This is a genomic window from Flavobacterium sp. CAN_S2, assembly GCF_015752255.1.
Classification (GTDB): Bacteria; Bacteroidota; Bacteroidia; order Flavobacteriales; family Flavobacteriaceae; genus Flavobacterium.
On sequence record NZ_JADOVA010000005.1, the window covers coordinates 289,033 to 311,263 of the forward strand.

Annotated in this window: 20 protein-coding genes; 14 read left to right on the top strand and 6 right to left on the bottom strand. The window is 33.3% G+C overall.

Annotated features, from left to right (window positions below; all coding sequences use genetic code 11):
* Positions 1 to 22 precede the first annotated feature (22 nt).
* The 6 genes from leuB (at position 23) to acs (ending at position 9,233) form a co-directional block, all read left to right on the top strand.
* Entirely contained in the window at positions 23 to 1,138 is a 1,116-nt protein-coding gene (gene leuB / locus IWX80_RS15115) for a 3-isopropylmalate dehydrogenase (protein ID WP_196854160.1), read from the top strand.
* 57 nt (positions 1,139 to 1,195) lie between these two features.
* Complete coding sequence (gene ilvD, locus IWX80_RS15120; protein WP_196854161.1) at positions 1,196 to 2,869, top strand: dihydroxy-acid dehydratase; 1,674 nt, start codon at positions 1,196 to 1,198, stop codon at positions 2,867 to 2,869.
* An 80-nt stretch (positions 2,870 to 2,949) separates the two neighbouring features.
* Positions 2,950 to 4,644 (top strand): biosynthetic-type acetolactate synthase large subunit, encoded by a 1,695-nt coding sequence (gene ilvB / locus IWX80_RS15125; protein ID WP_196854162.1) that lies wholly within the window; start codon positions 2,950 to 2,952, stop codon positions 4,642 to 4,644.
* A gap of 94 nt (positions 4,645 to 4,738) precedes the next feature.
* Positions 4,739 to 5,272, top strand: a complete 534-nt coding sequence (gene ilvN, locus IWX80_RS15130; RefSeq protein WP_121365410.1) for an acetolactate synthase small subunit — start codon at positions 4,739 to 4,741, stop codon at positions 5,270 to 5,272.
* A gap of 55 nt (positions 5,273 to 5,327) precedes the next feature.
* Positions 5,328 to 6,797, top strand: a complete 1,470-nt coding sequence (ilvC, locus tag IWX80_RS15135) for a ketol-acid reductoisomerase (RefSeq protein WP_196854163.1) — start codon at positions 5,328 to 5,330, stop codon at positions 6,795 to 6,797.
* 528 nt (positions 6,798 to 7,325) lie between these two features.
* Positions 7,326 to 9,233, top strand: a complete 1,908-nt coding sequence (gene acs, locus IWX80_RS15140; protein ID WP_196854164.1) for an acetate--CoA ligase — start codon at positions 7,326 to 7,328, stop codon at positions 9,231 to 9,233.
* Positions 9,234 to 9,238: 5 nt separating this feature from the next.
* Here acs and IWX80_RS15145 read toward each other — a convergent pair whose 3' ends face one another.
* Positions 9,239 to 9,964, bottom strand: coding sequence for a hypothetical protein (locus IWX80_RS15145; protein ID WP_196854165.1), 726 nt, complete (start codon positions 9,962 to 9,964; stop codon positions 9,239 to 9,241).
* A 102-nt stretch (positions 9,965 to 10,066) separates the two neighbouring features.
* On the opposite strand from IWX80_RS15145, the gene IWX80_RS15150 reads away from it, so the two are divergent.
* Genes IWX80_RS15150 through IWX80_RS15180 form a run of 7 tightly spaced genes read left to right on the top strand, consistent with a single transcriptional unit; the run spans position 10,067 to position 15,561 of the window.
* Positions 10,067 to 11,194, top strand: coding sequence for an NAD(P)/FAD-dependent oxidoreductase (locus IWX80_RS15150; RefSeq protein WP_196854166.1), 1,128 nt, complete (start codon positions 10,067 to 10,069; stop codon positions 11,192 to 11,194).
* A complete protein-coding gene (locus IWX80_RS15155; protein WP_196854167.1) occupies positions 11,195 to 11,905 on the top strand; it encodes a methyltransferase domain-containing protein in 711 nt (236 codons plus the stop codon). It abuts the gene before it with no gap.
* Complete coding sequence (locus IWX80_RS15160) at positions 11,902 to 12,954, top strand: type III polyketide synthase (protein WP_196854236.1); 1,053 nt, start codon at positions 11,902 to 11,904, stop codon at positions 12,952 to 12,954. Before IWX80_RS15155 ends, IWX80_RS15160 begins: the two co-directional genes overlap by 4 nt.
* Before the next feature lie 16 nt (positions 12,955 to 12,970).
* Positions 12,971 to 13,408: a 3-hydroxyacyl-ACP dehydratase FabZ family protein gene (locus IWX80_RS15165; RefSeq protein ID WP_196854168.1), complete on the top strand. Its 438-nt coding sequence runs from the start codon at positions 12,971 to 12,973 to the stop codon at positions 13,406 to 13,408.
* Between the two features lie 48 nt (positions 13,409 to 13,456).
* Positions 13,457 to 14,728: a beta-ketoacyl-[acyl-carrier-protein] synthase family protein gene (locus IWX80_RS15170; RefSeq protein ID WP_196854169.1), complete on the top strand. Its 1,272-nt coding sequence runs from the start codon at positions 13,457 to 13,459 to the stop codon at positions 14,726 to 14,728.
* 54 nt (positions 14,729 to 14,782) lie between these two features.
* Entirely contained in the window at positions 14,783 to 15,043 is a 261-nt protein-coding gene (locus IWX80_RS15175) for an acyl carrier protein (protein ID WP_196854170.1), read from the top strand.
* 26 nt (positions 15,044 to 15,069) lie between these two features.
* Positions 15,070 to 15,561: a 4'-phosphopantetheinyl transferase family protein gene (locus IWX80_RS15180; RefSeq protein WP_196854171.1), complete on the top strand. Its 492-nt coding sequence runs from the start codon at positions 15,070 to 15,072 to the stop codon at positions 15,559 to 15,561.
* A gap of 8 nt (positions 15,562 to 15,569) precedes the next feature.
* Here IWX80_RS15180 and IWX80_RS15185 read toward each other — a convergent pair whose 3' ends face one another.
* Both IWX80_RS15185 and IWX80_RS15190 read right to left on the bottom strand, forming a co-directional pair.
* Positions 15,570 to 16,166: a 3'-5' exonuclease gene (locus tag IWX80_RS15185; protein WP_196854172.1), complete on the bottom strand. Its 597-nt coding sequence runs from the start codon at positions 16,164 to 16,166 to the stop codon at positions 15,570 to 15,572.
* A gap of 2 nt (positions 16,167 to 16,168) precedes the next feature.
* Positions 16,169 to 18,085 carry a DUF294 nucleotidyltransferase-like domain-containing protein gene (locus IWX80_RS15190; RefSeq protein ID WP_196854173.1) on the bottom strand — a complete coding sequence of 639 codons (1,917 nt, stop codon included), beginning with the start codon at positions 18,083 to 18,085 and terminating at the stop codon, positions 16,169 to 16,171.
* Positions 18,086 to 18,268: 183 nt separating this feature from the next.
* On the opposite strand from IWX80_RS15190, the gene IWX80_RS15195 reads away from it, so the two are divergent.
* Entirely contained in the window at positions 18,269 to 18,775 is a 507-nt protein-coding gene (locus IWX80_RS15195) for a DUF2911 domain-containing protein (RefSeq protein WP_196854174.1), read from the top strand.
* 249 nt (positions 18,776 to 19,024) lie between these two features.
* Here the strand turns inward: IWX80_RS15195 and fucP are convergent, their stop codons facing one another.
* The 3 genes from fucP to IWX80_RS15210 are packed head-to-tail and all read right to left on the bottom strand — an operon-like array spanning position 19,025 to position 22,231.
* Positions 19,025 to 20,362 carry an L-fucose:H+ symporter permease gene (gene fucP, locus IWX80_RS15200; protein WP_196854175.1) on the bottom strand — a complete coding sequence of 446 codons (1,338 nt, stop codon included), beginning with the start codon at positions 20,360 to 20,362 and terminating at the stop codon, positions 19,025 to 19,027.
* A gap of 20 nt (positions 20,363 to 20,382) precedes the next feature.
* Positions 20,383 to 21,321: a carbohydrate kinase family protein gene (locus tag IWX80_RS15205; protein WP_196854176.1), complete on the bottom strand. Its 939-nt coding sequence runs from the start codon at positions 21,319 to 21,321 to the stop codon at positions 20,383 to 20,385.
* Between the two features lie 55 nt (positions 21,322 to 21,376).
* Positions 21,377 to 22,231, bottom strand: a complete 855-nt coding sequence (locus tag IWX80_RS15210) for a sugar phosphate isomerase/epimerase family protein (RefSeq protein WP_196854177.1) — start codon at positions 22,229 to 22,231, stop codon at positions 21,377 to 21,379.

Here is a 22,231-nt window from a genome sequence, read left to right on the forward strand (position 1 = left end):
ATAAAATCTAAATCCTACGATTATGAACTTAAAAATAGCAGTACTTTCAGGAGACGGAATAGGTCCTGAAGTAATCTTACAAGCAAAAAAAGCACTATATGCAGTAGGTGTGGTGTTTGATCATGAGTTTGTTTTTGAAGATGCTTTAATTGGCGCCATTGCTATTGAAAAGACCGGAACACCATTGCCAGAGCAAACATTAAATCTTTGTTTGAATACAGATGCCATATTATTTGGGGCAGTTGATGACTCAAAATATGATGCTGTTTCAGATTCGAAATTGCGTCCGATCCAAGGATTATTAAAATTGAGACAAGCGTTAGGATTGTATGCTAATATAAGACCTATTAAACCATACAACGACTTATTAGATTTGTCGCCTTTGAAAAGAAAAATAATCGAAGGCGCTGATTTTATAATTTTTAGAGAAATTTCTGGAGGTTCTTATTTCAGCGAAAAAAAGACGAATGAACAAGGAACTTTAGCCTCTGATTTATGTGAATATTCAGAAGAAGAAATAATCAGAATCAGTCATTTGGCCTGTAGAACAGCTCAGAAAAGAAAAAAGAAATTGACTTTGGTCGATAAAGCCAGTATCCTTGAAACGTCAAGATTATGGAGAAAAGTAGTAACTGAAATTGCAGAAGGATATCCTGATGTAACTTTAGAATTCCTTTTGGTCGATAATGCTGCGATGCAAATAATCATTAATCCAAAACAATTTGATGTCATCTTGACCGAAAATTTATTTGGCGATATCTTATCGGATGAAGCGAGTGTAATTACCGGTTCAATAGGATTATTGCCATCCGCATCATTAGGAAACTCAAGCGCACTTTTTGAGCCTATTCACGGCTCTTATCCTGAAGCCAAAAGAAAGAATATTGCGAATCCTATTGCATCAATAGTTTGTGCAGCGATGCTTCTGGAACATTTTGGTCTTCTTATAGAATCGCAAAAAGTATACGAAGCGGTTCATAAAGCAATCGAATTAAATGTCGTAACAGCCGATTTAAATCCGTATTCTAAATTTGGAACAAATGAAGTGGGAGACTTTATTTCAAATTACATTTTAAGTAAAGACGACTTATATTTTAAAAGTGACAATGTCTATATAGGCCAATCGACCATAGTTTAAAAATAAATAATTGATGTTACCTGTAATTTTTCAGAAAAACATATTACATACAAAATAATGGAATTAAATAAATACAGCAAAATAATCACGCAAGATGAAACACAACCGGCTTCTCAGGCCATGTTGTACGGAATTGGATTAACTGAAGAAGATCTTAAAAAAGCACAGATAGGAATTGTCAGTATGGGTTATGATGGAAACCCTTGCAATATGCACTTAAATGATTTGGCTAAAGATATTAAGACTGGTGTCTGGGCAGTAGATTTAGTTGGTTTGATTTTCAATACGATTGGTGTCAGTGATGGTATTTCAAATGGTAATGATGGAATGCGTTTTTCTTTGGTTTCTCGCGATGTAATTGCAGATTCTATTGAAACAGTTATGGGAGCACAATGGTATGACGGAATGATAGCTGTTCCGGGTTGTGATAAAAATATGCCAGGAGCCTTAATGGCTATGGGTAGAGTCAATCGTCCTTCTATTATGGTTTATGGAGGTTCTATTCACCCAGGTAAATGGAAAGGCGAGGATTTGAATATTGTTTCTGCTTTTGAAGCATTAGGAAAAAAATTCAATAACACTATTACACCTGAAGATTTTAAAGGTGTGATTCAAAATGCTTGTCCAGGTGCAGGTGCTTGTGGTGGAATGTATACTGCTAATACCATGTCATCAGCGATTGAAGCTTTAGGAATGAGTTTGCCTTACAGTTCTTCTAATCCTGCTTTGAGTCCAGAAAAGAAACAAGAATGTGCTGATGCTGGTAAAGCAATCAGAATATTATTAGAAAAAGATATTAAGCCTCGAGACATTATGACTCGTAAAGCATTCGAAAATGCAATTACAATTGTGGCTGTCTTAGGAGGTTCTACAAATGCAGTGATGCACTTAATTGCAATGGCACACTCAGTAGGCGTTGATCTTACCTTAAAAGATTTCCAAGATATTAGTGATAAAACTCCATTACTTGCTGACTTGAAACCAAGCGGTAAATACTTAATGGAAGATCTGCATAATGTTGGTGGTGTTCCAGGAGTAATGAAATATTTATTGAAAGAAGGTTTCTTACATGGAGATTGTTTAACGGTAACCGGAAAAACAATTGCTGAAAACTTAGCTTCTGTTCCTGATTTGAATGATGGACAACAAGTGATTCATGAAATCCAAAAAGCATTAAAAGCTACAGGGAATATTCAAATTTTATACGGAAACATTGCTTCGGAAGGTTGTGTGGCTAAAATTAGCGGCAAAGAAGGTGAGTTTTTTGAAGGTACAGCAGTAGTTTTTGAAAACGAGCATGATGTGATTAAAGGAATTAGAGGAGGCGAAGTAAAACCAGGAAATGTGGTTGTTATTAGATATTGTGGCCCAAAAGGAGGTCCGGGAATGCCTGAAATGCTTAAACCAACATCCGCAATTATGGGAGCTGGCTTAGGAAGTACTGTTGCTTTAATTACTGACGGACGTTTTTCTGGAGGTTCTCACGGTTTCGTAGTAGGACACGTTACACCAGAAGCCTATGAAGGCGGAGGAATTGCTTTAATAGAAAACGGAGATGTGATTTCAATTGATGCTGTGAAAAATACTATCAATATGAAAATATCTGACGAAGAATTCATAAAACGTAAAGCCAATTGGAAAAAACCAGAATTACCAATTAAACAAGGAGTGTTACTTAAATATATTCGTTCGGTCACAAGTGCCTCTGAAGGATGTGTAACCGATAAATAATTTTCAAAAAAGAAGGGATAGAAACAAAAAAAGATATTTTAAATATATGTTTCTATTTCTAAAAAATAATAAACGTACCCATGGGAACAAATAAAATATCCGGCGCCGAAGCCGTTATTAGATGCTTATTAGAAGAAGGAGTAGATTTGGTTTATGGCTATCCAGGTGGAGCTATAATGCCAGTTTACGACGAATTATATAAATTTAAAGACCAGTTACACCACGTTTTAGTACGTCATGAACAAGGAGCAACGCATGCTGCACAAGGTTTTGCAAGAGCAACAGGAAAAGTGGGAGTGGCGATTGCAACTTCGGGGCCGGGAGCAACAAATTTAGTCACAGGAATTGCTGATGCGCAAATCGATTCGACTCCTATGGTTTGTATTACAGGACAAGTAGGAAAGCATTTACTAGGGTCTGATGCTTTTCAAGAAACAGATATCATTGGAATTTCGACTCCGGTAACCAAATGGAATTATCAAATTACTGAAGCTTCAGAAATTCCGGAGATTATTGCAAAAGCATTTTATATTGCAAAATCAGGTCGTCCGGGTCCAGTATTAATTGATATTACAAAAAATGCTCAGTTTGACGAAATTGAATTCAGTTATAAAAAATGCACCAGTATTAGAAGTTACAATCCGAAACCAGTTTTAAATCTTGAAAAAGTAGCGGCAGCTGCTGAATTAATTAATACTGCTAAAAAACCATTTATCATATTTGGTCAAGGAGTAATTCTTAGTGAAGCGGAAGCCGAATTGAAAGCTTTAGTCGAAAAATCAGGAATTCCGGCTGCTTGGACTATTTTAGGACTTTCGGCAATGCCAACAGATCATCCGTTGAATGTAGGAATGGTGGGAATGCACGGAAATTACGGTCCTAATGTTTTGACGAATGAATGTGATGTTCTAATAGCACTAGGAATGCGTTTTGACGATCGTGTTACTGGAAATTTAGCAACTTATGCCAAACAAGCCAAAGTAATTCATTTTGAAATTGATCCTGCAGAAGTAGATAAAAATGTAAAAACTACTGTAGCGGTTTTGGCTGACTTAAAAGAGTCTTTAACAGCTTTACTTCCTTTAATTGAAAGTAACTCTCATGAATCTTGGCACAATGAATTTAAAGAGAAATATGAAATAGAATTAGAAGCAGTAATCAATGACGAGTTAAAACCAAAGAGAGAAGGAATTTCTATGGGAGAAACGATTGAAATGATTAACAAACATTCTAAAGGAGATGCCATTATGGTTTCGGATGTGGGACAACACCAAATGTTTGCGTGTCGTTATGCCAAATTCAATTCGACAAAAAGTAATGTGACATCTGGTGGTTTAGGAACTATGGGATTTGCTTTACCGGCTGCGATTGGCGCAAAAATGGGAATGCCAAATCGTGAAGTCGTAGCCATAATTGGTGATGGAGGTTTTCAAATGACTATTCAGGAATTAGGAACTATTTTTCAAACCAAAGTTCCTGTGAAAATTGTGGTCTTGAACAATGAATTTTTAGGAATGGTTCGTCAGTGGCAACAATTGTTTTTTGACAAAAGATACGCTTCTACGGAAATGATCAATCCTAATTTTATAGCCATTGCTGAAGGCTATTATATCAAAGCTAAAAAGGTAACCAAAAGAGAAGATTTAGATGCTGCAGTTGCCGAAATGATGGCCTCAAAAGAATCGTATTTCCTAGAAGTTATGGTAGAAAAAGAAAATAACGTATTCCCAATGATTCCAACTGGAGCATCGGTTTCGGACATTCGTTTGTCCTAAAATAGTTTAAAGTTTAAGGTTTAAAGTTGTTGGAACCTGCAAATAATGTTGCGCAACTTTAAACTTTAAACGATAAAGCTTTAAACATAAAAAAATGGAAAATAAAACATTCACCATTTCTGTTTATTCAGAAAACAACGTTGGCTTATTAAACAGAATATCTGGCATATTCTTGAAACGCCATATCAATATTTTGAGTTTAAATGTATCCGAATCTGAAATTGAAAATGTTTCCAGATTTATCATTGTAGTCAATACAACTGAAAAATGGGTGCAAAATATAGTAGGACAAATCGAAAAACAAATCGAAGTTATCAAAGCATTTTATCATATTGATGAAGAAACTATTTTCTTGGAAAATGCATTATTCAAAATTGAGTCGAGTTTACTTTTTGATGAAAAACAAATTCAGAACATAATTAAAGAAAGCCACTCCGAAATAGTTACCGTTGCAAGAGACTTTTTTGTGATTTCAAAATCAGGACAACGTGCTGAAATAGAATCGTTGTATGAAAAATTGAAACCTTTTGGAATCATGCAATTTGTGCGCTCCGGAAGAATATCAGTTTCCAAAGCAAAAATGGAAATTTCAACATTATTGGAAGAACTTAAACAAGAACCGGTTTAGTTTTTAATTAGTAAACCTATCAATTATAAAATTTACAATCATTAAATAATAAAAAATGGCAAATTATTTCAATTCATTACCACTTAGATTACAATTAGAACAATTAGGCGTTTGCGAATTCATGGATCAATCTGAATTTGTAAATGGAATAAAAGCTTTAGAAGGAAAAAAAGTAGTCATTGTAGGTTGTGGCGCACAAGGTTTGAACCAAGGATTGAACATGAGAGATTCTGGATTGGATATTTCTTATGCATTGCGCGCAGATGCAATTTCAGAACAAAGAGCTTCTTTCAAAAATGCTTCTGATAATGGATTTAAAGTGGGAACGTATGAAGAATTAATCCCAATAGCTGATTTGGTTTGTAACCTTACGCCAGACAAGCAACATACTGCTGTAGTTACAGCAATCATGCCTTTGATGAAAAACGGATCAACTTTGGCTTATTCTCACGGTTTTAATATTGTCGAGGAAGGAATGCAAATTCGTAAAGACATCACTGTAATTATGTGTGCGCCAAAATGTCCAGGATCTGAAGTACGTGAAGAATATAAAAGAGGCTTTGGTGTACCAACTTTAATCGCGGTTCACCCAGAAAACAATCCAAACGGCGAAGGTTTTGAACAAGCAAAAGCGTATGCAGTTGCTACTGGTGGTCACAAAGCGGGAGTTTTAAACTCTTCATTTGTAGCTGAAGTAAAATCGGATTTAATGGGAGAACAAACCATTCTTTGTGGAATGTTACAAACAGGTTCTATTTTATGTTTTGATAAAATGGTTGAAAAAGGAATCGAGCCTGATTATGCTTCAAAACTAATTCAATACGGTTGGGAAACAGTAACTGAAGCCTTGAAACATGGTGGAATTACTAATATGATGGATCGTTTATCAAATCCTGCAAAAATTGAAGCGTATGAATTAGCAGATGAATTAAAAGACATAATGCGTCCGTTGTTTCAAAAACACATGGATGATATTATTTCTGGTGAATTTTCAAGAAATATGATGATTGATTGGGCGAATGATGATATCAACTTATTGACTTGGAGAGCTGCAACTGCTGAAACTAACTTCGAAAAAACAGCTCCTACAACAGCCGATATTTCGGAGCAAGAGTATTTTGATAATGGAGTTTTGATGATTGCAATGGTAAAAGCTGGTGTAGAATTAGCTTTTGAAACCATGACTCAAACCGGAATTATTGAAGAATCTGCTTATTATGAGTCTTTACATGAATTGCCTTTGATTGCCAATACTGTAGCCAGAAAAAAATTATATGAAATGAACAGAATCATTTCGGATACTGCAGAATATGGTTGTTATTTATTTGACCATGCTTGTAAACCGTTATTAACTGATTTCATGAAAACGGTAGATACTAATGTGATTGGAAAACCTTTTTCAACTTCAAATGGAGTAGATAACGCGGTTCTTATTGCAGTAAATAAAAGTATTCGTCAACATCCAATAGAAGAAGTAGGGGAATGGTTGAGAGAATCAATGACAGCCATGAAAAAAATAGGATAATAAAACAGGAATTACCACACATGAGGGTGTGCAGGGATTAGCACTATATCATTTGATTTCATAATATCTTGGATTAGTTAAAAAATATTAAAAAAGATAAATGGATATGGATGCTTGTACATTCACTTAACTTTAAATACCAATAAAGTTAAGTGAAGTAGTCCCTATAAAAAAGATTGGGAAGTAGTAGAGATATCCATGTTTATTTTCTAAATAAATATGCTAAAAAATTAGTAATAGTATTCCTTTATTGGAACCAAATAGTTTTGGTTGATTATTGTTCAAAAAATCATCGTTTATAGTACTAAATTAATTGTTGTTAAATTTTGTTGATACAGAAGGTGAGGTGGATTTAAATCTATCTCGCCTTTTTGTGTTTTGTAAATTTTGTCAAAAACAGCAAGAATTAAACAAATTACTATTAAAAGTGCTTTTTTATTTGAGAATCTATTTTTTTTTGCAAGTATTAATAATTTAAATAGTTTTAAGAATAGAGAGAGATTTAATACTTTTATAAAAAATTATAACATGAGCTACTACAAAATTGAAAATCTAGAACAATATTTTAAACATTACAATAAATCAGTTCGTGAACCTAGAAAATTTTGGGGTAAAATTGCAGAAGAAAATTTCACTTGGTACCAACAATGGGACAAAGTTGTTGAGTTTAATATGGCTGATGCCGATATCAAATGGTTTACGGAAGCAAAAGTAAATATTGTAAAAAATTGTATTGATAGGCATCTTGCCAAAAGAGGAGAAAAAACAGCAATTATTTTCGAACCAAATGATCCTTCAGAAGCAGCATTACACATAACTTATAATGAATTGCACCAACGCGTTTGCAAAATGGCAAATGTATTGCGTGAACAAGGAATAAAAAAAGGAGATAGAGTTTGTATTTATTTACCAATGATTCCTGAATTAGCGGTTTCAGTATTGGCTTGTGCCAGAATTGGCGCCATACATTCCGTTATTTTTGCAGGATTTTCATCTACAGCAGTAGCGACTCGTATCAATGACAGTGAATGTAAAATGGTTATCACCTCAGATGGAGGTTTTCGTGGAAACAAAACCATTGATTTAAAAGAAATCGTTGATGAAGCATTAGAAAAATGTACTTCTGTCGAAAAAGTTTTAGTTGCTAAAAGAATTCATTCTGATATTACGATGAAAGAAGGACGTGACCAATGGTTACAACCGCTATTAGATCAAGCTTCAGATAATAATGTTGCTGAAATTATGGATGCCGAAGATCCTTTATTTATACTTTATACTTCCGGTTCTACTGGAAAACCAAAAGGAATGGTGCATACTACGGCTGGTTACATGGTATACACAGCTTATACTTTTAAGAATGTTTTCAATTATGAAGAAAATGATGTTTTCTGGTGTACCGCCGATATTGGTTGGATTACCGGACATTCCTATATCCTTTACGGACCATTATTGAATGGAGCAACAACCGTAATTTTCGAAGGAGTCCCTTCATATCCTGATTTTAGTCGTTTTTGGGAAGTTATCGAAAAACACAAAGTGACACAGTTTTATACTGCTCCAACTGCAATTCGTGCATTGGCAAAAGAAAATATAGAATTTGTACAAAAATATCCATTGAAGTCTCTTAAAGTTATCGGATCTGTTGGTGAACCAATCAATGAAGAAGCTTGGCACTGGTACAATGACCACGTCGGGGATAAAAGATGTCCTGTTGTAGATACTTGGTGGCAAACAGAAACGGGCGGTATCATGATTTCGCCTTTGGCATTTGTTACACCAACAAAACCTACGTATGCAACTTTACCATTACCAGGAATCCAACCGGTATTAATGGATGAAAAACGCAATGAAATTGAAGGAAATCAAGTCGTGGGTAGTTTATGTATTAAGTTTCCTTGGCCAGGAATTGCCAGAACTATTTGGGGCGATCATCAGCGCTATAAAGACACGTATTTCTCTGCTTTTCCAGGTAAATATTTTACTGGAGACGGAGCTTTGCGAGATGAAGTAGGATATTATAGAATTACCGGTCGTGTGGATGATGTAGTAATTGTTTCAGGGCATAATTTAGGAACTGCACCTATAGAAGATGCGATTAATGAGCATCCAGCTGTGGCTGAATCAGCAATTGTAGGTTTCCCGCATGACATCAAAGGAAATGCTTTATATGGTTTTGTAATTCTTAAAGAAACTGGAGAAACCAGAAATAAAGAAAATCTGGTCAAAGAAATCAATCAACATATTTCAGATCATATTGGACCAATTGCTAAGTTAGATAAAATTCAATTTGTTTCTGGTTTGCCAAAAACCCGTTCTGGAAAAATCATGAGAAGAATCCTTCGAAAGATTGCGGAAGGTGATTATTCTAATTTTGGAGATACGTCGACCCTGTTAAACCCTGATATTGTTGAGGAAATTAAAAATAATAGAGTATAATTAAATTAAAGCGAAGGTTGAGAATCAATTAAATGATTGTCAACCTTTTTTTTCTGCGCAACAAAAAGATAAATTAAATAAAACGAACCAAAATGAAGCATTCGGTCCAAACTATTTAAAACTATATTATTTAAAAAATAAGTTCCAATCGCGGCAAAAACATCATTAAAAATGAGGGCAAAGCTTCCAAAAAAGTAATAGTATGCTTTTTTATCTCCAAATTTGCTTAAGTACAATACGGCCGTAGCGCCCAAAAAGAGAGTAATAATACCATTAAAAACTAAAATTATATTTAAATATTGATCTCCAATGGTAGAGATTAAGATATATAGAATTAGTAGTAAAAACAAGCAATTTAGTAGTAAGATAAAGAGCGTAAAACCACTAGGTATTGAGTATAATTTTCTGCTTTTAATGGAATGATAGCCTAAATTAATCAAAGATAAGTAGCTAAAAAAAGACGCTACCATCGCTGCTCTAAATAAGTGTGGTGAATCTTCCCAAAACAAGATCAATAGCTGGTAAATATAAAAAAAAGAGACAAATAAAATATAATTTAAAGTGAGTTTATTGCCATTATTTATTACTACATAGGCAATAAAACTTGGTATTATAAAAGGCTTAATAAAAATAACTAGACTGGGATCAAAAAGAATGCCTGCACAATAATAAACAGTCAATAAAATTACAGTAATTGAAAGCAATACTTTACTGATTATGTTTCTTTTCATAGTGAAACAAATCTAATGCTTTAATTTTTTTATTACAAAATTAATCTAAAAATTTAGAGTATTTATAGCACTTTATAATTCTTAATTCTTAAGTTTACCACTATGATACAAAATTCAATAGTTATTGTTGGTGGCGGTTTAGCAGGACTTATTGCAGCAATCCATCTTAAAAATAATAATTATAATGTTGTAGTTATTGAAAAAAATGACTTTCCAAAACACAAGGTCTGCGGCGAATACATTTCAAACGAAGTTTTACCTTATCTAAAATCACTTGGTTTAGACATTAAATCGTTGCATCCTAAACACATTGACAAACTTTCCTTTTCGTTAGTTTCTGGAAAATCAGTAAACACAGTTTTGCCTATGGGCGGATTTGGAATAAGTAGGTATCGATTAGACAACTATTTATACAACGAAGCAAAAAATCGTGGTTGTGTAATTGTTCAAGAGACAGTAACTAATATTGAATTTTTAGATGGAAGATTTACAATCATCACCAATTTGAATACTTATACTGCACCTATTGTACTTGGAGCTTTTGGAAAACGTTCTAATGTAGACCAAAAAATGAATCGGGATTTTATTAATAAGAAATCATATTGGTTAGCGGTCAAAGCACATTATTCGGGAAATTTTCCAAATGATTTAGTTGGTCTTCATAATTTTAAAGGTGGATATTGTGGTGTTTCTAAAGTAGAAAACGATATGATTAATATTTGTTATTTAGCGGATTACGATACTTTTAAACAGTTTAAAAATATAGAGGAATATCAAAATAATGTAGTTTGTCAAAACCCTCATTTAAAAGTGATTTTCGAAAAAAGTAATTTGCTTTTTGAAAAACCTTTAACCATAAGCCAAATATCTTTCGAAAAAAAACAAGCCGTTGAAAATCATATTCTAATGATTGGCGATACCGCAGGACTAATTCATCCTTTGTGCGGAAACGGAATGGCAATGGCAATTCATAGTGCCAAAATTGCTTCAGAATTAGTTCATAAATATTATTCGGATGAAATCAAATCCAGAAGTGAATTAGAAGAAAAATACATTAATGAATGGAATTTTAACTTTAGAAAAAGACTTAAAATGGGACGATTATTATCGAATCTTTTGCAAAAGCAAAAACTTTCATCAGTATTGATGCGTTTATTAATTATATTTCCGTTTTTACTGCCTAAAATCATTAAAAAAACGCACGGAAAACCAATCATTCTCGACTCATAAATGGCGATAAATACTAAATATAGAACTGATAAACCGGAAATTATGGATGATTTTGCCATGGAAGGCGAAATTTTGCGTGATGCTTTGGACAAAATTGCAAAAATCAATCAGCTTTTAGGAGGAAATCAGTTAACTTTAAAAGGAGTGCAAGAACTGATTCAGGATTCTAAAAAAAGGGAAATTGTAATTGTGGACGTAGGCTGTGGCAATGGAGATATGTTGCGGACTTTAGTTGATTTTGGAATTAAAAACAACCTAAATTTTAGGTTGATAGGTATCGATGCCAACAATTTTACAATTTCGCATGCACGAAAATTATCAGATAAATACGCTAATATTAGTTATCGTTGTGAAGATATTTTTAATGAATCATTCAATGATTTAAAGTATGATATTGTTTTATGTACTTTGACATTACATCATTTCAAAAACGATGAGATTGTACAATTATTGAAAGTTTTTTATAATAATGCATCCATCGGAATTGTAATCAATGATTTACATCGAAGTGCGATTGCTTATCGTTTATTTCAAGCTTTATGTTTTGTGTTTCGATTGAATGATATGTCTCGAGAAGACGGATTAACTTCTATTTTAAGAGGTTTTAAAAAAGGAGAGTTAATCGAATTTTCTAAAAAATTAAATTTTAAAAACTATAAAATTAAATGGAAATGGGCTTTTCGTTACCAATGGATAATTTCAAAAATATGAGTGTGAAAATCAAAACCGTAACCAAACAGTTACCTAAATATTCCAGAAATACAGATGAAATTATTCCTTTTTTGGATACTTGGCTCGTTGGACAAGACGAGCGTTTCATTCGAAAAGTAAAAAAAATTTTTGAAGGTGCCGCAGTTGATAAACGGTATTCCATTATGGATCCAATTGAAGTGTTTACCAAAACTTCATTTGAAGAAAGAAACGATATTTATGTTCGCGAAGTCATCGATTTAGGCGAAAAAGTATTAGAAAAAGCGTTAGAAAAAGCCAGTTGGAACCCTGAAGATTTAGATTATATCATCACAGTAAGTTGCACTGGAATTATGATTCCGTCATTAGATGCTTATCTTATTAACAAATTAAAATTGCGTCAGGATATCGTTCGGCTCCCCGTTACTGAAATGGGTTGTGCCGCCGGAATTTCGGGGATTATTTATGCTAAAAACTTTTTGCAGGCCAATCCCGGAAAACGTGCTGCTGTAATTGCAGTAGAAAGCCCAACTGCAACCTTTCAATTAGATGATTTCTCGATGGCAAATATTGTGAGTGCAGCGATTTTTGGCGATGGAGCTGCTTGCGTTTTACTTTCTTCCCATGAAGATGATGAGGGACCGGAAATTGTAGCTGAGGAGATGTATCATTTCTATGATAATATCCACATGATGGGGTTTAAACTTACCAATTCTGGTTTGCAAATGGTATTGGACATTGAAGTTCCAGAAACGATTGCTTCTCATTTCCCTGATATTATTCATCCATTTTTAGAAAAAAACAATTTAAAAATAGAAGATATTGATCATTTGATTTTTCATCCAGGAGGAAAGAAAATTGTCCAAACTGTTGAAAGTTTGTTTTCTAGTTTAGGTAAAAATATAGACGATACTAAAGAAGTTTTGCGTTTGTATGGAAATATGTCAAGCGCAACGGTTTTGTATGTTTTAGAGCGAATAATGGACAATCACCCTAAAAAAGGAGAAAAAGGATTAATGCTGAGTTTTGGCCCGGGTTTTTCAGCCCAACGCGTTTTATTGCAGTTTTAAATCAGCATTCAAAAATATGACTAACCAAGAAATTATATCAAGATTACCATACTCTAAGCCATTTTTGTTTGTGGATGAAATCGTCCAAATCGATGAAAATGGGGTAGAAGGAACCTGTACTTTTGATGAAAATCTTGATTTTTACAAAGGACATTTTAAAGATTATCCAGTAACTCCAGGAGTGATTTTAACAGAAACTATGGCGCAAATTGGATTGGTTTGTTTAGGGATTTTTTTATTAAATGATACATTTAATAAAAATACATCAATCGCCTTAACATCAACAGAAATAGAGTTTTTAAAACCTGTTTTTCCTAAAGAAAAAGTGACCGTAATTTCAAAAAAAGTATACTTTAGATTCGGAAAATTAAAATGTAAAGTCATTATGAAAAACGAAAAAGGAGAAGAGGTTTGTACAGGATTAATTGCCGGAATGATAGTTTCAAGGAGTTAAATAACTTAATATTCTTAATGCCTTAATGGTTTAAAATTAATTTTTTGTATGGAAAAAAGAGTAGTTGTAACGGGTCTTGGTGTTGTTGCTCCAAATGCAGTGGGGCTTGATGCGTTTACTCATGCCATCAAAAATGGACTTTCAGGAATAAAGCATGATCCAGAATTGGAACGATTGCAATTTTCTTGTCAAATAGCAGGAAAGCCAGAAATTTCTACTGAATTAGCTTTAAAATATTTCTCCGAACTAGAGTTGCGAAACTTCAACTCTACGGGGATTTTATATGGAGTAATTGCCGGAATTGATGCATGGAAAGATGCTGGTTTTTCCTTGGAAAATAATGAAGAACCGGATTGGGATAGCGGAACTATTTTTGGTACAGGAACTTCTGGAATTGATAAATTTCGCGAAAGTATTTACAAAATTGATGATTTTCAAACGCGAAGACTGGGAAGTACCGCCGTAGCTCAAACGATGAATAGTGGCGTGAGTGCTTATCTGGGCGGAAAATTAGGATTGGGAAATCAAGTCTCCACTAATTCGTCGGCCTGTACAACAGGAACGGAGAGTATTTTGATGGCGTATGAACGTATAAAATCTGGTCAGGCCAAACGCATTTTAGCAGGAAGCACAAGCGATTCCGGTCCTTATATTTGGGGTGGCTTTGATGCTATGAAAGTCTGTACTTTTAAACATAATGAAAATCCTGAACAGGGCTCAAGGCCAATGTCTGCAAATGCTTCAGGATTTGTTCCTGGAAGTGGAGCAGGAGCTTTGGTTTTAGAAGATTTAGAAAGTGCATTGAATCGAGGTGCTAAAATCTATGCTGAAGTTTTAGGTGGAAATGTAAATTCTGGTGGGCAACGTGGTTTAGGAACGATGACTGCGCCAAATCCTATTGCTGTGCAGAAATGCATTCAAAATGCTTTGGCAAATGCAGGAATTACTGCCAATGATATCGATGCAATCAACGGACATTTGACAGCCACTTCCAAAGACAGTTTGGAAATTCAGAATTGGAGCGAAGCTTTAGGACGAAATGGAAAAGGTTTCCCATACATAAACTCTTTGAAATCAATGGTAGGCCATTGTTTGTCAGGTGCGGGAAGTATAGAAAGTGTGGCTTCGGTATTGCAATTGCATCATGGATTTGTTTTTCCGAATATCAATTGTACCGATTTACATACTGAAATTACAGCAATAATTGATGAATCGAGAATACCACAACAACTGATTGAAAAGGAATTAAATATAATTGCAAAGGCCAGTTTTGGTTTTGGAGATGTAAATGGATGCGTAATTTTTAAGAAATATATTTAGTCACAAATCCGTCGGTAATTTAGAATTGAAAACATTAACAAAAAGTAAAAAATTATGAATAAAGAACAAACAATTGAAGAATTAAAGAACATAGTAAAGCCGTATATTCAAAATCAAGAAGCTTTTGATGTGCTTACAGAAGATACTGACTTCATCAATGATTTAAAGATAAATTCTGCTAATTTAGTTGATGTGATTTTAGATATTGAGGAGAAATATGACATTGTAATTGATAATGAGGCTATGGAACGCATGGTTAATGTAAAAGCAGCAATGGAAATTATTGAGAATAAATTATCAGAAAAAAATTCATGAATTAGCAGTAAAAAGTTAGTAAAAAAATGATTGGAAACGACATAGTAGATTTGGCTTTAGCCAAAAAAGAAAGTAACTGGCAACGAAACCGATTTTTAGATAAAATATTTACTGAAAACGAGCAACAAATTATTTTGAATGATGTTAACCCAGAAATCATGGTTTGGAATTTATGGTCCAGAAAAGAGGCGGCTTATAAAATCTACAATCGAGAAACTGGCATTCGAGGTTATTTTCCTTTACAACTGGAATGTTTTTACGAAAATACAACTTTGGGAACTGTTTCCATTAAAGGAAAATCATATTTTACCCACAGTAAAATCGAAAACGATTCAATTTACACGATTGCCGTGGCAGAAAAAAAACATTTCGATAAAATTGAAAGTATTACTTTGGCTATAGAAATCTTTAAAATAAACGGAATACCTTTTATAATTGATTCCGCTTCAAAAATAAAAAAACCAGTTTCCATAACTCATCACGGAAGATTTTGGAAAGGAATAACTCTGACGGATTAAAGAAAATATCACTTTATACCTAGTCTGGATTTCAATTTCAAAAATAATAAAGCCGTTTTATAGGCATCTTCAGCAGATGAATTTCGGTCACTTTTTGGAATATTGTAAGCGGTGCATAGTTCATCCAAGGAAAATTGCTTGTCATTAATATCATTCAGTTTTCGGTGCATAACATCAACATCTAGAGCTTCATTTTTCAAGCGGCCGCAATCTAATCTTTCTAACGCTGCATTTATCATTTCCACATCAAAATCAATATGGTGTCCCACTAAAATAGAATTTCCAATAAATTCAATAAAGGATTTTATAGCATCAGTCTCACCCAATTTTTTCATTTTACTTTCTACTAAAAATTCATTAGAAAGTCCGTTATCATGAAAGAATTTATATTGCAATAAAACTGCTTCAAAACTATCACCAATAGCAATACTATCATTCGTAACCGCAAATGACCCAATAGACAAAATAACATCCTTATTCGGATTTAATCCAGAAGTTTCAGTGGATAAAACAACAAATCGAGTGGATTTCTTATCAAATTTAGAAACATAGGTTTTCCAAAATTCAGGATATTCTTTGTTAATATTTTTAAGCCAGTCTAACATAATTATGAAAATTGAGTAAGTTGAAATTTACTTTTAATTAATTCCTCTAACTCTCTCATAGGAGCTAGAGCATTTTTTAATTTTTCTTTATCAATTTTTGAAAGTTCATTCAAATTTATAAATTGCCCAGAGTTATCATTCTTTAAACCTTCGAGCGTTCTAAATTTGGATAAAATCAAAAATGCTTCACCACAATTAAGATAAATTTCTGCATGTTTCGGGTCTGTGATGGCTAACTGCTTGAACCTTTGAAAAGTGTTGTTGATTCCTCGGATATCAAAATTTAAAATAAATAAACGCGCGCCATCAATCAAAGGCATCAAAGCGCGAGTTTTAATATCAAATTTATCTTTGTTAGGACCTTCTTCTTCCACAATGAAATTTTTGAAAAAAGTCAATGGTGAATTTTTTCTCAAGGCATCGTTACCCAAGAAATCAAAGAAGAGTGTATTGTTTTTGGCATTTTTAAAAACAACATTTCCAATTGCATCTTCAATCTTTTGTTCGCCAAAAGTAATTTCGTAATCAAAGAAAATACTGCTTAAATCATTACTATTTTCACCTGGAGTGTTCATCCAACTGTCATATTGTTTTGTCCAATCAGTCAGTGATTTACACCAAAGCATATTGCTTCCCATATGTCCGTTTGGACATAATTCATAACCGATTTTTTCTAGTGTAGCGGTTGTTCTTTTTCCAAGTCTAAGGAAATAATCTTTCACTTCACGATATTTTTCAGCTGCAACATCTTCAAAAATTAAGATGCTGTCCTGATCCGTCAACAATAACTGTTCTTTTCTTCCTTGACTCCCTATACTTAACCACGCAAAACGGGCAGGAGGAGAGCCTAAATCCAAAATAGATAATTCAACGGAGCGTTTAATGATAGCCAAATTAATTTCGCTGGCAATATTAAAAATGTGTGAAAGCGGAATATTTTTAGAAATTGAAGTCTGAATCAAATCGGTGAGGCGTTCCCGAATTTGTTTAAGTTCTTTTGGTGATTGGCAACGTTTTATTTCTTTGATTAAAACCCCCGGATTATTGGCTTGAGCCACTATTAAATCGTGTTCTGATATAATTCCTTTCACATCAGATTTATCAGTTCCATCCTGAGTCACACACAAATGCGTCACATTGTGCTTTAACATCAATAATTGAGCTTCCGCAAGAGAAACATTTTCAACTACTGTGATAACTGGTGATGACATAATTTTATCCACTGAAATAGTTACTGGATATCTGCCAGTGGCAATTTTAGAACGCATATCCGTATCGGTAATAATACCCAGAGGAATATTATTATCACATACTACGATATTATTTTTTAATGATTCGGTCATTAATTGCGCAACATCCTTTGCAATTGCTGTAACTGTTGTTTTTAAAGGGGAAGTATTATAGGATAGAGATTGAAAATATTGCATTTCCGATTGCTGATCCGAATAGAACACATTATCAGAAATCAATTTTCCTATTAAATTTTCTTTATCTTTAGGATTGCGAGTGTTTACGGCAAAGCTTTCTAATAAGAAATTTAGAACTTCAGAATTATTGGCTACAAAAGGTCGAAAAGTAGCTATGGGAATAGCGTAAACAATGCTTTCTTCTCTAGCTTTAGCGGTCATCATGTAATTATTTTTGGCAAAAAACGGGCGTAAACCAAAAATATCTCCTTCGTTACATTTGTTTAATAAAGTTTCCTCAGCATCAGCTATAACAGATAAATTGATCACTCCAGAAGCTACTACATAAAAACTATCGTGCAAAAGATCATTTATTTGAAATAATATTTTATGTTTTTCCAAATTTACAACGCGAATGCTGATTGCAATTTCAGATAACTCTTCAAATGTCAAGTGATTAAATGGTGGATATTCCTTTAAAAAATCAGCAATGTGCTCAGCAATTGTATTCATAGTTTGGCAAATAAATAATCTATATTTCTGTAAAAATAACAAATTTAAAAATTATAACACTACCAATATTGAGGCAAAACAGTTAAATTATACATTACTTAATTTTTTCATAAATTAAATGGGTAATATGACGAATAATAGCAACTTTTTTTACTTTTATAGCTTAACTAATACATTTAAATTATGAAATTACTTAGAAAAATACATTTTTCTCTTATCGCATTATTGATTGTAAATTTTGTTAATGCGCAGGACAAACCCACATCAACAAAGGAAGTTGTAACCGGAAAAATTAATGGAGCCACAATCACCATTAATTATGGAAGTCCTTCTGTAAAAGGCAGAGAGATTTGGGGAAAATTAGTGCCATTTAATCAAGTTTGGCGTGCTGGAGCGAATGACGCAACAACTTTTGAAACTGATAAAGAAGTAACTATTGAAGGTTCAAAATTACCAGCTGGTAAATATTCTTTTTTTGTTATTCCAAATGAAAAAGAATGTGTAATCATTTTCAATAAAGAAGCGAAACAATGGGGCGCTTATAAATACAAAGAAAAAGAAGATCAATTAAGAGTTACGGTTAAGCAAAAAGTTGCTAAAGCAAAAGCTGAAAAATTAGTTTACGTTATCGAAAAAAATACGGTTTCGTTAAATTGGGATAATTGGACGATACCATTTTCAGTAAAGTAAGTAGATAGATTTTTATAATTTTATATACAGCATCGACAATAGTAGATGCTGTTTTTTTATGGTTAATATATTGGTTTTTACAAAGTCTATTTTACATAATATAAATTATAGTTCATTTAAATACATTGCAATATTATAACTTTATAATGTACTTTCAATAAACTCTTATCTGTGAAGTATCTATTAAGCATCTATTTAAAACAAAAAAGACACGAACAATGAGAATACATTATTCGTGTCTTTTTAAATTTAAACTGTAACTATAATTTTCTTAGAGGCTTTCAACGTACTATATCCATAATACGCTACTACAGCCAAACAGATTAAAGTTAAAATAAAAGAAAAATTAACTTCTGGGATAAAACCAAATAATTTGATATCAGCAAAACCAGAACCACCTAAATCCAAAATACTTCCTTGTAAAACCGGCATCAAAGCGCCACCAACAATCGCCATAACTAAACCTGCAGAGCCAATTTTTGCTTCGTCTCCCATATCTTTTAATGCTATTCCATAAATTGTAGGAAACATAATCGACATGAAAATAGAAATACAAACTAGCGAAATTAGTCCTGGCATTCCTTGTAATACAATCGCTCCGGCTGAACAAATTACTCCTCCAATACCAAAAACCATTAATATTTTTGAAGGATTTATGGTTTTCATTAAACCAGTTCCAATCCATCGGCCTAATAAAAATAAAATCATGGCCGCTATGTTATAATATGTGGCTGTTAATTCTAATCCGAATGTTTTGTTGATGTTGTCTACATATTGAAAAATAAAGGTCCAACACATAATTTGCGCACCAACATAAAAAGCTTGCGCAATTACGCCGTGTTTGTAATTTTTATTGGCAAATAACTTTTTAAATGATTCAGATACTGACATTTTATCTTCTTGTGCAGTTTTAGGCATTTTTGTTAAAATAATAATGATTAAAATTACTAAGACAAAAATTCCTAATCCAATGTACGGGATACTTATAATATCTAAATCATTTTCACGAATACTGGCCAACTCACTTGAAGTTAAAGCTTTATACGCTTCTTGTGTATAGTCATCTGATTTTATTTCTTTAATCACTAAAAACTGCGCCATCACTAATCCAGTTATCGCTCCAATTGGGTTAAATGCCTGCGCTAAATTCAAACGTTGTGTTGCAGTTTCTTTATTTCCAAGGAATAAAATCAAAGGGTTTGAAGTAGTTTCCAGAAACGCTAATCCACAAGTAATCACCCACAATGAAACAAGGAAAAATGTATAACTTTGGTAATGTGCCGCCGGATAAAATAAAAAAGCACCTGTTGCATATAAAATAAGACCCAAAATTATTCCCGATTTATAACTGTATTTTCTAATGAATAATGCAGCCGGTAATGCCATGAAGAAATAGCCAAAATAAAAAGCAAATTGTACTAATGACGCTTGTGTATTCGAAAGTTCCGGCATCACTTTTTTGAAAGTAGATACCATCGGAGTGGTCAAATCATTGGCAATTCCCCAGAGCGCAAATAATATTGTTATAATGATAAATTGAAAAGCGAATTCCTTACTGACTACAGGGATTTTTTTGAATTGATTCATTGTTGGGTTGGTTTAATTGGTTAGTTATGAATAGTCGAAATTTCTTTAGTTTTAGTTTCTATTTTATCAAATCCAGATAAAAAGTCTTCTATTTCAGATTGGGAAATAACTGGGTTTGCTCCTTCATTTTGGGCGACAATTGCACCAACTGCACTGGCAAAATTAATAGCGTATTGTGGGTCTTCTCCATTCAACAACATTATAATTAATGAAGCTAAAAATGAATCTCCTGAACCCACAGTATCAACTACATTTACTTTGAAACCACAATTATGATAAAAAGTATCATTACAATATAAAACTGCGCCATGAGATCCAAGAGTAACACAAACAGTATCAGTGTTGGTTTCCTTTGCAATGAATTTGATATTTTGCTCCAATGACCTTTTATTTGAATTTAAATCTTCGCAAATTTCATTTAACTCATCATCGTTAAACTTTATAAAATCAGCTTCTTGTAATAAATCCAAAATATTTTTCTTGGTGTAATGCGGCACTCTTAAATTCACATCAAATATTTTATATTTGGCTACAGCTAAAAGTTGTTCCAATGTATTTCTGGAAACTGAATCTCTTGAAGACAAACTTCCATAAACAAAAAAATCTGCATTTTTTACGATTGAAATATTCTCATTTGAAGTTTCAATTTTATCCCACGCCGAAGGATAATTGATATCATACGATGCATTTCCTTTTTCATTCAAAATTACGTTCACTAAACCCGTTGCATAATTATCCTTTACTTGAACAGCATCAGTGTTAATTCCTGAAACATTCAAATACTCTATTAATTCTTTTCCGTTTAAATCGTTCCCTACTCCACTTATAACGGAAACCTCCCCTCCTAGCGAACTTAACCTTGAAGCCACATTTAGCGGAGCTCCACCAATTTTTTTGTGCTCGAGAAATACATCAAAAAGGATTTCTCCAAAACAAACACCGTTTAATTTCTTTTTCATTTTTTTGATTTTTATTGTAAAAAAGCATTGAACAATTACTTTTTTTTAGGTTTATTTATAGTTGATTGGCATACCATTTGTCGACCATTTTCTTCATAAAAGCAAGACTACCTTTGGCGAGATCTTCCGAGTTGTATTTAGAAGGTCTCCACAAGGAAGTTGGACCAACTAATTCTGTGATTTGTGAAGAAAAATTCTCCAAAACCAGCGGACCCTGATAGTTAATGGCTGCCAAAGCTTTGAAAAAATCATCCCAATGAACGTTTCCTTCTCCAGTCATGCCGCGATCACTTTCCGTTATATGTATATGTTTTAATCTGTTTCCTACACGAATAATGGGATCGTAGAAATTTCGTTCTTCAATATTCATGTGAAAAGTATCTAGGTGCAATCCAATATTATTGGTACCAATGGACTCAATCATATTCAAAACTTCATCAGCAGCTGTAAAAACATAGCTTTCATACCGATTGATAGGTTCGGGAGCAATTATGATATTCCTTTTGTTGGCATAATCAGCAACTTCCGTAAATACTTGCTGAATGATTATCCTTTCCTCTTTTGTACAAGGATTTCCAGTGAATGTTCCAATGGCGGAATGCAAAACTCCTCCTAAAAAATCACCGTCCATTTCAGCTACTTTATCGAGAGCTGATTTAATAAGCAATGTAGCTTGCTCCGGATATAAAGGAATGTGACAGTTTGCGGGTAAATTCAATGTACAAAGACCGGAAATATGATTTTCGTCAAGTAGTTTTTTTGTTGTTTTAGCATCGAAATCTAATGAACTTGGTAGGATAATTTCAAGCATATCAAAACCATATTCAGCGGTCTTTTCTATTGCAAAACGGCCTCCTTCAGCAGTCCATCCGGGGATAAATGATAAAATTGTTGTTCCAAAAATTGGCAT

What these genes read in the sequence shown, in the direction of transcription:
- IWX80_RS15195 (WP_196854174.1), top strand. Translation starts at nt 18,269, where the DNA reads ATGAAATTACTTAGAAAAATACATTTTTCTCTTATCGCATTATTGATT.
- IWX80_RS15175 (WP_196854170.1), top strand. Translation starts at nt 14,783, where the DNA reads ATGAATAAAGAACAAACAATTGAAGAATTAAAGAACATAGTAAAGCCG.
- IWX80_RS15205 (WP_196854176.1), bottom strand. Translation starts at nt 21,321, where the DNA reads ATGAAAAAGAAATTAAACGGTGTTTGTTTTGGAGAAATCCTTTTTGAT.
- IWX80_RS15190 (WP_196854173.1), bottom strand. Translation starts at nt 18,085, where the DNA reads ATGAATACAATTGCTGAGCACATTGCTGATTTTTTAAAGGAATATCCA.
- ilvN (WP_121365410.1), top strand. Translation starts at nt 4,739, where the DNA reads ATGGAAAATAAAACATTCACCATTTCTGTTTATTCAGAAAACAACGTT.
- IWX80_RS15170 (WP_196854169.1), top strand. Translation starts at nt 13,457, where the DNA reads ATGGAAAAAAGAGTAGTTGTAACGGGTCTTGGTGTTGTTGCTCCAAAT.
- IWX80_RS15185 (WP_196854172.1), bottom strand. Translation starts at nt 16,166, where the DNA reads ATGTTAGACTGGCTTAAAAATATTAACAAAGAATATCCTGAATTTTGG.
- IWX80_RS15165 (WP_196854168.1), top strand. Translation starts at nt 12,971, where the DNA reads ATGACTAACCAAGAAATTATATCAAGATTACCATACTCTAAGCCATTT.
- fucP (WP_196854175.1), bottom strand. Translation starts at nt 20,362, where the DNA reads ATGAATCAATTCAAAAAAATCCCTGTAGTCAGTAAGGAATTCGCTTTT.
- ilvD (WP_196854161.1), top strand. Translation starts at nt 1,196, where the DNA reads ATGGAATTAAATAAATACAGCAAAATAATCACGCAAGATGAAACACAA.
- ilvB (WP_196854162.1), top strand. Translation starts at nt 2,950, where the DNA reads ATGGGAACAAATAAAATATCCGGCGCCGAAGCCGTTATTAGATGCTTA.
- IWX80_RS15155 (WP_196854167.1), top strand. Translation starts at nt 11,195, where the DNA reads ATGGCGATAAATACTAAATATAGAACTGATAAACCGGAAATTATGGAT.
- IWX80_RS15150 (WP_196854166.1), top strand. Translation starts at nt 10,067, where the DNA reads ATGATACAAAATTCAATAGTTATTGTTGGTGGCGGTTTAGCAGGACTT.
- IWX80_RS15145 (WP_196854165.1), bottom strand. Translation starts at nt 9,964, where the DNA reads ATGAAAAGAAACATAATCAGTAAAGTATTGCTTTCAATTACTGTAATT.
- ilvC (WP_196854163.1), top strand. Translation starts at nt 5,328, where the DNA reads ATGGCAAATTATTTCAATTCATTACCACTTAGATTACAATTAGAACAA.
- IWX80_RS15210 (WP_196854177.1), bottom strand. Translation starts at nt 22,231, where the DNA reads ATGCCAATTTTTGGAACAACAATTTTATCATTTATCCCCGGATGGACT.
- IWX80_RS15180 (WP_196854171.1), top strand. Translation starts at nt 15,070, where the DNA reads ATGATTGGAAACGACATAGTAGATTTGGCTTTAGCCAAAAAAGAAAGT.
- IWX80_RS15160 (WP_196854236.1), top strand. Translation starts at nt 11,902, where the DNA reads ATGAGTGTGAAAATCAAAACCGTAACCAAACAGTTACCTAAATATTCC.
- acs (WP_196854164.1), top strand. Translation starts at nt 7,326, where the DNA reads ATGAGCTACTACAAAATTGAAAATCTAGAACAATATTTTAAACATTAC.
- leuB (WP_196854160.1), top strand. Translation starts at nt 23, where the DNA reads ATGAACTTAAAAATAGCAGTACTTTCAGGAGACGGAATAGGTCCTGAA.